Origin of the sequence: Okeania sp. (assembly GCF_035285525.1) — a bacterium.
In the GTDB taxonomy this organism is placed as follows: domain Bacteria; phylum Cyanobacteriota; class Cyanobacteriia; order Cyanobacteriales; family Microcoleaceae; genus Trichodesmium.
Genome location: NZ_JAYKGW010000077.1, coordinates 1 through 14,128, shown reverse-complemented (window position 1 = coordinate 14,128; position 14,128 = coordinate 1). Strand labels below are relative to the sequence as shown.

The 14,128-nt window shown below is 35.5% G+C and carries 9 protein-coding genes; 1 reads left to right on the top strand and 8 read right to left on the bottom strand.

Annotation, left to right across the window (positions count from 1 at the left end; all coding sequences use genetic code 11):
• Positions 1–2,443, top strand: a 2,443-nt coding sequence (locus VKJ25_RS07810) for a CHASE2 domain-containing protein (protein WP_324236060.1), incomplete at its 5' end; no start/stop codon positions are given.
• 291 nt (positions 2,444–2,734) lie between these two features.
• Here VKJ25_RS07810 and VKJ25_RS07805 read toward each other — a convergent pair.
• From VKJ25_RS07805 to VKJ25_RS07770, 8 genes are all read right to left on the bottom strand, one after another.
• A complete protein-coding gene (locus tag VKJ25_RS07805) occupies positions 2,735–3,499 on the bottom strand; it encodes a PP2C family serine/threonine-protein phosphatase (RefSeq protein ID WP_324236059.1) in 765 nt (254 codons plus the stop codon).
• A gap of 192 nt (positions 3,500–3,691) precedes the next feature.
• Positions 3,692–4,354, bottom strand: a complete 663-nt coding sequence (locus tag VKJ25_RS07800; RefSeq protein ID WP_324236058.1) for a vWA domain-containing protein — start codon at positions 4,352–4,354, stop codon at positions 3,692–3,694.
• A 420-nt stretch (positions 4,355–4,774) separates the two neighbouring features.
• Positions 4,775–4,966: a hypothetical protein gene (locus VKJ25_RS07795; RefSeq protein WP_324236057.1), complete on the bottom strand. Its 192-nt coding sequence runs from the start codon at positions 4,964–4,966 to the stop codon at positions 4,775–4,777.
• 85 nt (positions 4,967–5,051) lie between these two features.
• Positions 5,052–5,816 (bottom strand): class I SAM-dependent methyltransferase, encoded by a 765-nt coding sequence (locus VKJ25_RS07790; RefSeq protein ID WP_324236056.1) that lies wholly within the window; start codon positions 5,814–5,816, stop codon positions 5,052–5,054.
• 347 nt (positions 5,817–6,163) lie between these two features.
• Positions 6,164–7,510: a vWA domain-containing protein gene (locus VKJ25_RS07785; protein ID WP_324236055.1), complete on the bottom strand. Its 1,347-nt coding sequence runs from the start codon at positions 7,508–7,510 to the stop codon at positions 6,164–6,166.
• Positions 7,452–8,570 carry a hypothetical protein gene (locus VKJ25_RS07780; RefSeq protein WP_324236054.1) on the bottom strand — a complete coding sequence of 373 codons (1,119 nt, stop codon included), beginning with the start codon at positions 8,568–8,570 and terminating at the stop codon, positions 7,452–7,454. The genes VKJ25_RS07785 and VKJ25_RS07780 overlap by 59 nt, the downstream gene beginning before the upstream one ends.
• A 904-nt stretch (positions 8,571–9,474) precedes the next feature.
• Positions 9,475–10,236, bottom strand: a complete 762-nt coding sequence (locus VKJ25_RS07775) for a Uma2 family endonuclease (RefSeq protein WP_324236053.1) — start codon at positions 10,234–10,236, stop codon at positions 9,475–9,477.
• Positions 10,237–10,637: 401 nt separating this feature from the next.
• Positions 10,638–14,128, bottom strand: a 3,491-nt coding sequence (locus VKJ25_RS07770; protein ID WP_324236052.1) for a GAF domain-containing sensor histidine kinase, incomplete at its 5' end; no start/stop codon positions are given.

Below are 14,128 nucleotides of genomic sequence, written 5' to 3'. Positions count from 1 at the left end.
TTCAATGAAATATTTTAATTTAGAAATAGAAATTAAATCTGTAAATGTAGATAATTTAGATAAACAAGACTGTTCATTTAAGTTATCATCACAAGATGGTCGCAGACTTTCTACTACTCTTTATTATCCAACTAAACTAATAGAAAATTATGAACGTTGGCAAAATGCTTATGACAATTACTACTTTAAAAATTCACGGGGAAGACTGATAGATGAAGGTGATACCCCAGCACTAGAAATTAACTGGTTAGCAAAACTAAATGAAGAGGAAAAAACTCTCGTAAGCGAATTTAACGAATGGTTGCGTGATAGAAACTTATATGACATCAGAGAAAAAATCAAAAGTGCTACCAATGAACCCAACTCTAACTGGGTTGATATTTTTCTTTCCTGTAACGCTGAAGAATTAGCACGTTTACCTTGGGAAGCGTGGGAAATAAGTGGTAGTTTTGGTGCATCAGGGAAAATTAGAATCTCTCGCACCCCTACAAATATTCTGGAAAAAACCGTACAACCTATTCATCGCAAAGCACGAATTTTGACAATTATTGGAGACGATAACCGTCTAAATTTTCAAGCTGACCGTGACGCAGTAAAATCTCTTTCTCATCTTACTTACGTTCAATTTATTGGGTGGCAACCAGGAGATAATATTGATGAATTGAAAATCAAGATTTGGCAAGCGATCGCTGACCCTAATGGTTGGGATATTTTGTTTTTTGCTGGTCACAGTGATGAAACTAATTTTACTGGTGGTGAATTTAGTATTGCTCCTGGTGTTTTTATGTCTATTAGCCAACTGGAAACTCCCCTCAAGACAGCCATAAAAAATGGTTTACAAGCAGCTATTTTCAATTCTTGTAAAGGTATTGGTATTGCTGAATCTCTAATTAGTTTAGGATTAACTCAAGTCATAGTTATGCGAGAGTTTATTCATAACAAAATTGCCCATGAATTTATCATTAATTTTACTAAAAGTTTAGCAGCACATAAAGATATACATGAAGCTTTATTAGAAACTTCTCGTACTTTTTATCAAACTGAAAAATCTCTGACTTATCCTTCTGCTTATCTAATTCCTTCTCTATTTCGTCGCCCTAACTCTGAGCTTTTTAAAATTGAACGTTTTGGATTAAAACAATGGTTGAAAAAGTATTTTCCTACCACCATAGAATCTACAGTTTTACTATCCTTAGCAGTCATTATTTGGCAGTTACCAATACAAGAATTTTTGTTAGATAGACGAGTTTTCATACAAGCTATTTATCGTCAGTTAACTGGTCAATTTATGACTAATAAAACTCCACCTGTATTGTTAGTACAAATTGATAATGAGTCGATTATTAAAGCAGGAATTACTAATTCTACTATAATGAAACGAGACTATTTAGCTAGTCTAGTCAGACAAATTTCTGAGTCCCAAGCTAAAATAATTGGTATTGATTATTTATTAGATCGTTTTGATGGTGGGGAAGGCGATCGCCTCTTAGCAGCAGAACTTCAAAAAGCAGCAAAAAAACAAAAATGGCTTATTTTTGCTGAAAAAGAACATGGTATTCATCAAGAATTTGCTAGTTTAAATTGGAGCTTACAAGGAGACATAAATATCTATGATCGATATTTAATAACTATAGATTATACAGGCCAAGATGATTTAACTTTTGCTTCTATGTTGGCATTAGTTTATAAACTAAGCTATGACCAAAAATATGATGATTTACCACTACCAAACTTAGAAAGTAAGATTGACTTATTTCGTCAGTTATCTGATTATCTGAAACAAGAAAAAGGAACTAACCATCAAAAATTATTTTCTCCTATTGCTCGTTCAAATTTAGTGACTCTTCTTTCTTATTGGTTAGGACAAATGTGGCTTCATCCAATTGTAGATTTTTCTATTAGTTATGAGCAAGTATATGATTGTATTCCAGCTTGGCGACTTTTGGAGTCTAGTAATTCCCTTGCACCTAATAAAATTCGTAGATGTGAAATAACTGAAATTAGGGATGAAATTAAAGAACAAATAGTAATAATAGCTCCTGGTGGATACGAGAATGCGGGAGTAAAACTTGGAGATGATAATATTGATAATCCCCCAATAGCTTTTCGTCATTGGAGTAATGGTGAAAAATTAACAGGGGGTGAAGTTCATGCTTATTTATTACATCATTTTTTGACTAATAGATTAGTTGTTCCTATTCCTGATTTATGGATGATGTTGATAGCTGCTATTATCGGAAAAGGTGTTATTTTAATATTGAATAATTATCCACAAAAACGTAATCAGCAAGTAGTTATTTTTGCTGTTGGTAATTTAGTATATATAATAGTTAGTTTACAGGTTTATATTTCTGGAGCTATTTTGTTACCTATTGTCTCACCTTCAGCAATTTTTTGGCTTTATTTTTGGCTAAATAATAGAAAGATAATTAATAATGGATAATGGATAATGAATAATTGATAATTGATAATTAGGGCTTGCTGATTAAATATGAAAGCCTTTACAAAACTCACTTCCTGCTAATATTTTGGGTTTATCCTGCACATTAGCTTTCCTCACACTTCCTTCTATCCAACCTAACTATAAAAGGCGATCTTGATACCAACACCTCCTAGGGAGGTTCCATGGAACCTCCCTACAGTGGTTTCCTGATTTCTCGGGAACCGTAATGAAAACCGCTGTAAACTACTCTTCACGCTGATAACTGATAACTGAAAAAGCTGATAACTGACTTCACCCATACCTTGCCAACAATAAAGTCAAATCATCATCAGTTCTTCCCGTCACCTTTGGCGATCGCAAAAATTCTTCCAACTGCTTATTTGCCTCTTCCTCATTTGTCACCACTTTCATAAACTTAAACAAAGGAGCAAAAAACGGACTATGGGGCAAACCTATAGGCATTTTCAAAGCTAACATTTGCAAACCATCCGAAAACATTGCCAAATAAACAGGTTTTCCTAACCAAATTTTTACCTGAGCATTTTCCACACCTGTTTCTGAAATCAAAAAAGTTGTCTCATTAATATGTTCACCAGTCTGGGGTGCTGTCACCGGAAAAATATTCTCCTCTCCATCACCCACCACCGCTGCACCATCCCCCACTTGCGCAGCAATAACTAATTCTGGTGTAGCTACCACCAAAATCAAAGTTGCTGCCAACTCCCGTGCTGCAACATTTCTCACTTGAGACTCAATCAAAACAGCATTTTTGGCTGCCCTCAAAGCATCAATTAATTGATACTGCCAACCAATATTATCTTTTGGGAGAAACTTTTGTTCAGCAATAGTTTTTACTGCCACATCCACAGCTATTTTAGCACCAACATCTCCCAAACTTGCGGAACCTGCGCCATCAGCAACCGCAGCAACTAAAACTTTCTCTGACAAAATTTGCCAGCGATGTGCATCCTGACATAGTTGTCCCCGTTTCTCGTGACTTGTACCCGCCACCGATACCGATACCACTCGCCACTGACTTTCTACTTCTATTGACATAACCTAACATTTACTAAATTTTTCCTTAATTATTTGTCAAAAAAACTGTAGGGGTTTGTTTTCCCAATCCTATATTTGTTTGGTCTCCAAACCCAAACCCAAACAATAACCCGGTTTTTGTGTAAATCTTGTTTATATAACTTCTTCCTTCTTCCTTCTTTCTTCTTCCTTCTTCCTTCTTCCTTCCATAATTTAAACTGTTCCCCATCCAGGAGGAGGCAGTGCTACTTGTTCATCAACCTTAGAATGAGAAACCTGCTGCATACTAGCAGATAACCAGATAAACATTTCTCGAAAATCAAGTCCCTTCAGTTTTAGAGGCGTTCTCTGAACTATTTCTGCCAACTTCTCCATATTCGCTCCTTCCACACCCACCGCAAAAAAGGCAACGTGCTTATTATCTTCCTCCTGTTTGATGCGATCGCCTGCTTCCTTAACAACTTTTTCTGATTCTCCTTGAGGTTCCCCATCAGTAATCAAAAATACCCAAGGTCGATAATAAGTTATACCATTATTCCGATATTCTGACTTCCGAGCAGCAATCATATCTAGAGCTTTATGAACAGCAGTACCCATAAAAGTTTGTCCTTGAGCAGTTAATACTGGATTCTCAAATTGGTCAGCGGTAATAAAGTCTTGGACAATTTTCACTTGATTGTCAAAAGAAATAATGGCAACCTCTACTCTTTTTTTGGCTAAATCATCAGTAATTAAATTATCTCTAAAGGTTTCCAACCCATCATTTAAAGCTTGAATAGGTGAGCCTGTCATTGATGCTGAAGTATCTAATAATAGGACACAAGGACAACGAGGTTCAGGATTTTCTGCAAATTCTACTGCTTCATCAAGTCTCATATTAATTTTTTTAGCCTTATTTTTAGTTTCTCAATCTTTACTTTTTTGTCTCGAAATTAGAGACTTTACTTTGACAATATTTATCATATCATATTAGACATCTCCAAAAAAGAGGGAACACTTAACTGGGAACACTTAACAAGGAACAGGGGGGAGTAACTGATTGTTTCTGGATAAGAATTGATTAGATTTTTAATTTTTAGAGATGTCTATAGAAAAGAGGGAATAGGGAATAAGGAATAGGGAACAGGAGGGAGTAATTGATTATTTATGAATAAGAATTGATTAGATTTTTAATTTTTAGAGATGTCTATAGAAAGGAGGGAATAGGGAACAGGTAGGAGCCGGTGAAAAGTCAGGGATAAATTGACTGAGTAGACACATCAATGAACAATTGTTACTTCTACTATCTCCTTCTTTTCACACTTCCGACACTTCCGACACTTCCGACACTTCCAACACTTCCAACACTTCCGACACTTCCAACACTTCCGACATTTCCGACACTTCCGACACTTCCAACACTTCCGACATTTCCAACACTTCCCACCCTCCCCACTCTCCCAACACTCCCCACTCTCCCAACACTTCCGACACTTCCGACATTTCCAACACTTCCCACTCTCCCCACTCTCCCCACCCTCCCCACACTTCCCACTCTCCCCACCCTCCCCACTCTCCCTCCCCACACTTTTTATTAGCAAGCCCTAATTATTATCCCAGGTTCAGCAAGATATAAATCGGTACGATAAACTAAATAAACTAAACCTTTTTTATCTACCCATCGTTCATATAATATCTGCAAATTTTTGGTAATCTCTTCCCGTTCATAACCCTTATTTGGTACGGATGAAGAACTCATAATTCTACCTATTAAACTTGGTAAATCTAATTCTTGTCGATGAGCAAATATTGAATGTCTAAAATTAACAAAATGTGGGCTTTCTTCTAAAGATGTAATCGAAAAAGAACGCTTCCTTCTGGCAATTGAATAATGTTGAGATATCTGCTTCATTAGATTACTATTTTCTTTAGTAAATCCATCTTGTTTATTCCAGTTATTTCTGACAACTGCTAACCTGCCAGATGGTTTTAAAATTCTATGAAATTCCTGTAGAGTAGGTTCCAAATTAAACCAATGAAAAGCATGAAAACAAGTTACTATATCAACAGATTCATTAGGCAAATTAGTAGCTTCCGCAGTTGCTTCCTGAAATTTCACTAAAGGATGAGGAGTAGCAACATTTATCATATTAATATTTGGCTCAATAGCAATTACATTGACTCCTTGTTCAGCTAACATTCTAGAACCAATTCCTGTACCTGCACCAATATCTGCTACTACTAATTCAGAAGGATTTTCAAAACCACTTATTATAGCAGTAATTGCTTCTTTTGGATAGTTAGGTCTATACTTAGCATAATCTGTTGCTCTATCAGAAAATCTGTTTAATGGGTTCATAAATAATGAATAATTAATAATTACAGCAATTTTGAGGATGGTGAGATACACTTAATATCTTTGTAACACAGTCTTCTAGACTGTAACAACCTGGAAGGTCGTGTTACCCAATTTACTAACACCTTGTAACACAGTCTTCTAGACTGTAACAACCTGGAAGGTCATGTTACCCAATTTACTAACACCTTTAAAAAAATAAAATTTTCTACCTCACTAACTCCGAAAGTGCTGTAATAATTGATAATTAGGGTTTTATGCAACGTCCCTACTTCCTACCCTAGCAAAAATCGACAAATTATTGGTTTTATTCAAAATTAAAATACACCCAATTATTCAATATACAGCTTTCATAATTTAATTGATTTTGCCCACAATAAAAATGGTATTAAACCACCCCCTAATAATACTACTAATGTCAGTAAAAAAATTATAATTCTCGTCGAACGAGGTAGGGAAGGAGACACCCAAGAAAATACATAAGGTTTTAATTCTGAATTTATGGAATTATTAAAACTAATTTGTACTTTGTGTAAAGAACCACTTTCGGCATTTATTGGTTGAATATAATTAATTTGATACTCATCAAATAAAGCCTCTAAAAATTCCAGCAAACTCGTAGAAATATCTTCAGCATTTCCAGAAAATTCAGCAATACCATTAGTGATTTTTGCTATTTGTTGAAGTCTGCTTTCATCGACAAATTCTTCGGCAGCAAGTTCTCTTAATTTATCCAAGTTATTACTTCTTTTACTAATATCTCTAATTGTAGGAAGTTCCTTTAAATTATATTTTTGCTGTAACTGTTGGGGAGTTAAACCATAACCTAAAGTATGAACAGTAATATTAGGATAACTTTTTAACATAACCACAAGTTTGTCAAAGTCTTGCGCTTCTAATTCTAGTTCATTTTCTCTCTCTCCATAAATACTATGATAACCATCAGAAAGTAAAATTATCGAACGTCTTGGCTGAGGTAAATTAGAATTTATTGGTAGATTAAAACGATTATCTTTAGGATTACCAAAAAATTGTACTGTCTGGCGCAGAGGTTCATAAATATCTGTCGCTGCACAAAGATTATCTAATTGACTCTCTAATTCTTTGAGAGTTTTTTCGACTTTTCTCTTGCCAGCTAAAACAAAATTATCTAGTTCCTTTTTTGTTACCTTATTTCCCGAACAATTTTTGCCACCTTTGCCAAAAGGTACAATCGAAATTTTGGTATTTTCCCCTTTTTTAGCTAAATCTTGATTGAACTTTCTCATGGCAGCGATCGCTCCTTCTAATTTAGTTTTTTTTCCACTACTATCTAATTGTTTCATACTGCCACTAAAATCTAATAAAACTATTACCCAAGCAGGAGGTAATTCTTGAGGTTGAGGAATTTTCCAATTAATATCTGCTGCCTCTAAAGTTTGACATTCTTCAGTTTTTGAATCAACTTTCGACGAACAAACTCTTAATTTAAAGTTGTCTTTTTCCAAATCCCTTAATGGTTTATTTTTTTCATCGTATGCTTTTACTCGTAGGGTGACTTTTCCTTCATTTCGGTCAGAGATAGCTTCAAGAATTTCTAGATTTTTGACTTGAGCAAAACCAGGATTAATGTAGAAACTTGATATTAATAAAGATAGACTAACTTTGTGGATCCAAAAAGCGATTATAGTAGACAAATCTGAATAATTTTTTACCATTATAAACACCACTTTCGGCATAAAATGTAATTAAATCGTTATGTTTGAGTTGAATTGGTGTACTTTCCCTCAAGCGATCGCCTTGATATTCTATTCTATAGAAAAATTTGAGATTAGGTACTAGAATTGTTTGGTTAGGTGCTAAGTCTAAATCAGCAATATGTAATGGTAAACCAGGAATACAAATATTTACCCCAAACTTTTGATTACCTATAATTTTTAACTGAGCTGAACCTATTTTAACTTTGCCTTTTGCTGGTAATTGAATCGACAATCCTTCCTCAATTTTATCAGCAAATAGATTACTCACAAATTTGAGTTTAGGTAATAATTTTTTCTGAATATGAGGATAATTATTAGGTGTTTGATTTTGCAACATATTGATATTTTCAATATATTCAAAACCTGCTCCAGCTCTGAGGGCAACTAGATGACTTGGAGAAGTAGAAAAACTTAATACTAAACCTAACAAACTCCCTAATAAAGAAAATCCAATTAGATCTTCCCAAGCTTTTAAAGTTATTGGCATTTCTCCCATTTGTTGTCGGATAAATTCAAAGATAATCCCAGCCACAAAAGCCGTCAAAATACTAACACTTAAACTAATAATAAGTCGCTGCCAAAAACGCCATTTATCTCCTGCTTCTATACTGCGCCAACGCCAAGTCAAACCTTCAGCTAAACCTACCGCTCCACCAATTAATATCCACCCAATTATTCTGACAAATTCATCGGGTATAATTATTAGTTTATTTCGTAATTCTGGATTGAGTAATATTTGAACTAATCCTCCAGCACTAATCCCCATTAAAAATCCTAATCCAGCAGCAATACTTAAGGGTATTATACCTCTGCTGAAGTTCCGTTTAAATCGAGTGGGATTATTTAAAAATATGTCTGTAATTACTATACCAACTGCAAGGGAAATTCCAATGCAAGGAAATAATGCTAGTTCAGGAAATTTTTGTAGCCAACCTAAATCACTGAGGATAAATTGCCCAATACTCCAACCTATTAATGCAGATGTAATTCCTGATAGAATATATAGGTATATTCTCATAATTTATGGTTAATTTTGATAATAAAGAAGAAGGAAAAAGAAAGTAAATCAGGACTTACACGGGAGCAACCAAGAAACCGGGTTTATTACCCTGATATTCTTGTGAAAACCACAAAATTTTGTGGATAAACCCGGTTTCTATAGACTCATCTATAAAACAATACAGTTCAGTTAAGCGATCGCTATTTTTAGATCGGGACTTACACGGGAGGTACTATATATAGAGTCAAAAAACTATTGTACAATAGTTTTAAGCGCTATATATATGGTGTATGCATAATTTCTGTAGATTAAAGTAGCGACAGGACTTACACGGGAGCTACTATATATGGAGTTTAAAAACTATAACGTTATAGTTTTTGACACTATATATGTGGTCTAGGGCGTAAGTCCTGATATTATATCACCTTCGGATAATCACTGATACAGCATATTTCTTTGCAAATGAGGTACAGAATAAATGGTAAAATTACTGTAGTGGGGGCATCTTGCCCGCCATAGGTGTACCTCACAAAGGAAGAAGGAAGAAGGAAAAAAAGGGTGCATCTCATATTTATTTATTTGTGAAAATACTTTTTTCCTCCATACCTATTTCTTCCATACCAGTTAAGTGTTCCGTGTTCCCTAAAAGTTAATACAGTCCAGTTAAGCGATCGCTATTTTTAGATTAAACTAGCGACAGGACTTACACGGAAGCTACTATATGTGGAGCTTAAAAACTATAACGTTATAGTTTTTGACACTATATATGTGGTCTAGTGCGTAAGTCCTGATATTATATCACCTTCGGATAATCAGTGATACAGCATATTCCTTTGCAAATAAGGTACAAAATAAATGGTAAAATTACTGTAGTCCGGGTATCTTGCCCGCGATAAGTGTACCTCACAAGCGACGGAAAGCCCTATAACTCTGGTTCCACACCCAAAGCTTTTAACTGCTCCGCCAAGCGATCGGCGCGTTGACGCTCTTGCTCTGCAAGTTCATCTCCTGTTAACAAAAGATTTCCCTGACTATCCCACCAACGTAACCAAGGCCATACTTGACTCTGATATTCACCTTCCCAAATACCCAGTTCTACACCCAAAGGTTCTATGGGATAACGCTTGTGTTCATTTGCTATCATTTTTTGATAGCGACCATTCACCAAATTATATACTTCTACAGTTCCTTTTTGAACTTCATATATACCATAAAAAGGTACGCGAATTACTTGTTCATAAACCCAAAATTTACCTATTCCTGTTGTTTGGTCTCTTTCTTCCGCTCCATCTCCAGAAACAAATTCTAATACTATTAATGGAGCAACAAATTCTTTCCATAACACATAAGAACGACGCAACTGACCATCTAATTTTTGTGGTACATTCGGTATATAAAACCAATCAGGAGCTACAGAACCTTTTTCCAGAGGTTCTGGTGCTTCAGCTATCCGCCAATAAATCCCACTATCTCGACCAACACAGTATTGGCGATCTGGATGAATTTTTTGTAAAATTGGAGTAATAGACTGAGTTAATAAATCTCCTTCCGGAGGTTCTTGAAAATTTTTCACGAAGTTATTATCCTGGTCGGGAAGTTGAGTATGATCTGGTAAACTTTTTGGTAAATCAAATGTTGGCGATAAATCAGAAACTTTTTCTTTTGGTTGAGTAATTGTATTCATATCATACTAATTTTATAAATGTTTAGTCTAGAGAGGTCGCTATTAACAATAGTGACCTCTCCTATTTTACCTTAATCTGAAAATAATTTGTTATCTCAAATCTGGTAGTATCGGTAAAATTCAGAGTCGTAGAGTTTTTGTCTCCAATTTATCGGGAACCTTACCCTCTACAAACTAGGAGTTTTTGCTCTTTTATGATAGTATAACTTTATTCTCCAGAGCCAGGGGATTTGATATTAGAAATGGTAGAAGGAAGAAGAAGAAAAAATGGAGAAAAATAATATATAATTTACACAAAGGCACTGCATATAGAGAATATTGGTGCATTACGAGATACACTTTTTCCTAAGATAATGCTCCGCAAATATGTTCGCTGAAGCCCGTAAAAAACACCCTACCATTTAAGTCCTATAAGTCTCAACTTTATCATCATTTCTATGAATGGGAATTTCAATAATAAATTCGGTTCCTTGATTTACTTCAGAATTACATAATAGCTTACCATCATGTTTTTTCACAATAATTTCATAACTAATTGCTAATCCTAAACCTGTGCCTTTTCCGATTTCTTTAGTAGTAAAAAATAAGTCAAACATTTTGCCTTTCACCTCTGCGGGAATCCCCAAACCATTATCAGCAATTCCAATTGAAACATTCCTTGGATTTGTATTGCTAACTTTCGTCGTAATAGTAATAATAGGTGTAAAATCTTTCTCTATTATTAGTTTTTCTTCCAATACATCAATAGCATTACTCAGCAAGTTCATAAACACCTGATTAATTTGAGCAGCATGACATTTTACTAAAGGTAAATTACCATAATTTTTCACAATTTCAATTTTATTATTTGCTTTTCTTGGTTTGAAACGATGCTGCAAAATCAATAGAGTACTATCCATTCCTTGATGTAAATCTACTCGTTTCATTTCTGCTTCATCAATCCGAGAAAATATTCTTAATGATAATACTAATTCCCGAATACGTTCCGTTCCTATTTTCATAGAATTTAACATTTTCGGTAAATCTTTGATCATAAATTCTAAATCAATCTCTTCGGCAAAATCTTTAATTTCTGGAACAGGTTCTATATAATGTTCAGCATATAATTTCATCAAATCCAGTAAATTTTCTGTATATTCTTCCACATAATTTAGATTACCATGAATAAAATTAACCGGATTATTAATTTCATGGGCAATACCTGCAACTAACTGCCCCAAACCAGCCATTTTCTCACCTTGAATCATTTGCATTTGAGCTTCTTTTAAATCTTGAAAAGCCTGTATCAAATCATCAGCTTGAGTCCGAGTTTTTTCTAATAACTCAGCTTGTTGTAAAGCAATACCTAACTGCACACCTACTTGAGCTAACAAATTAATTTCTTCATCTTGCCAATAACGAGGACTAGAATTTTGATAAGCAACCAACAAACCCCAAAGTTTTTCTCCCTGTAAAATTGGTACAAAAGTTTCATTTCTAGGCAGTGTACTAGCATTAGTTTGTTGAGAAATCGCCGGATTAATTTGTAACGGAGTCTGAATCATAGGAGTCCATTCATCAATGATCGAATCTGCTACAAATTCTCCACTCCAATCATTATAGAACTTATAAATCGCTACCCTTTCCACTTCTAGTAACTGTCGCACCTTTTGAGTAGTAGTCTGAAAAATAGTATTAATATCCAAAGATTGACGAATTTTATCAATCGTATTTGACAACGCCTTTTGCCTTTCTGTTGCTTTTCTCAATTTTTCTGCTTGAGCTTCAACTTGTTGCAAATACTCAGCTTGTTGTAGCGCCACTCCTAATTGCCCCCCAATTTGAGCCAAAAGTTCCACCTCTGCGACTTCCCACTCACGAGGCCCCGAATTTTGATAAGCTGCTAGCAAACCCCAAAGCTTTTCTTTCTGATAAATAGCCACTATCGCATACGCCCTAGCTTCATAAGACTCCAATACTTCAAGGTAACAATCACTAAAACCTGACTCATAAATATCATTGCAAGTACAATAAACTTTTTGAGAAAAAATTTCCCCTTTCCTTTCCTGTAAATAGGTGTCATTCACATAATTTGGCAAATCTCTAACCGAACAAAGAGTAACATTTTGGGAAATTTGGAAATTTTCCTTTTGCTTCTGTATTAACTTCACCCAACCCTCACCTACTGACTCCGCAATAAATTCCCCACTCCAATCAGCATGAAACTTAAAGATAGCAACTCTGTCTGCACTTAGTAATTCTTGTACTTGTTGAGTGGTTGTTTGGAAAATTGTCTCAATATCCAGAGACTGACGAATTTTATCAACAATTGTTGCCAGAGTTTTTTGCCGTTCTGCTGACTTTTCCATTTCTGCTGCCCTGGTAGCTAGTTGTTTTGACTGCTCCTGAACTTTATGAACATATTCAGCTTGTTGTAGAGCTACTCCTAACTGAGTACCTATTTGAGATAGTAACTCTACTTCATCCTTTTGCCAATGACGGGGAGCCGAATTTTCATAAGCTGCTAGCAAACCCCAGAGTTTCTCTCCCTGTAAAATTGGGGCAATGACATAAGCTCTAGCTTCAAACTGTTCTAATAATTGAATATGACATTCAGTGTGACCTACTTGATAGATGTCATCAACTGCAAAAGTTTCATTATTAGCATAGCGTCCCCCCTGATTTTCTTGTAAAAAAGTATCTTCAATAATTGGCAGCACTCCCACCAGGGGATTCCATCCTTCGGCAAACGATTCAGCCACAAATTTCCCACTCCAATCAGGTAAAAACTTATATATTGCTATTCGCTCTGCCTGTAGCAGTTTCCTTACTTCTTGAGTAGTAGTAGCAAAAATCACCTCAATTTCCAAAGAAAGGCGAATTTTGTCGAACAACTCACTTACTATTTTCTGACGTTCAGCTAACTTTTCCTTTTCTCTGCTAATAGCTAGTTCTGCTGCCTGTTGTTCAACTTGTTCCAAAGCATCTTCTTGTTGTAGCGCTACACCAAAATGATTAGCTATTTGTTGCACAAACTCTATTTCATCGTTTTCCCAATGACGGGGGTGACTACATTGATGAATGCACAATAAACCCCAAAGTTCCGGTAATTTTCCCTGCTCTTTACCCTTGAGTAGAGGAACAACTAAATTTGCTCTTACTTGAAATCTCCCTAATATTTCCAGATGACAATCACTTAATCCTGCTACGTGAATATCTGCCACCGCTTGTACTCTACCACCTTGATACTGAACCGCAAATTCTCCTCCGAAACAATGATCATATACTCTAGCTGCTAATGCTGAATCCCATCTTTCGGCTACATCTTCGGAAACAAATTCTCCTTCCCAATCTCTTTCTGGATAGAAACGAAATACAGCAACTCGGTCTGCTTGTAATAGGTGACGTACTTCTGTAGCAGTCACCTGAAAAATTTCTTCTGAATCTAGAGGTGTGCGAATCCTTTTAATTACTCTGGCTAAAGCTTTTTGTTTTTCTATACTAATTGTTAACTTTATGGCTTTTTCCTGAAGCTGTTTGAAAGCATCTTCTTGTTGTAGCGCCACACCAAAATGATCCGCTATTTGCTGTACAAACTCTATTTCATTATTTTCCCAATGACGGGGTTGACTACATTGATGAATGCACAATAAACCCCAAAGTTCTGGTAACTCTCCTTGGTTTGCACGTTTGAGTAGAGGCACAACTAAATTTGCCCGTACATGAAATCTCCCTAAAATTTCCACATGACAATCACTTAATCCTGCTGCATAGATATCTGCCACCGCTTGCACTCTACCTGCTTGATACTCAGGAGCAAATTGTTCTCCAAAACAATAGTCATACACTTTCGCTGCTAGCGCTGACTCCCATTCTGCTCCCAAATCCTCAGAAACAAATTCTCCTTCCCAGT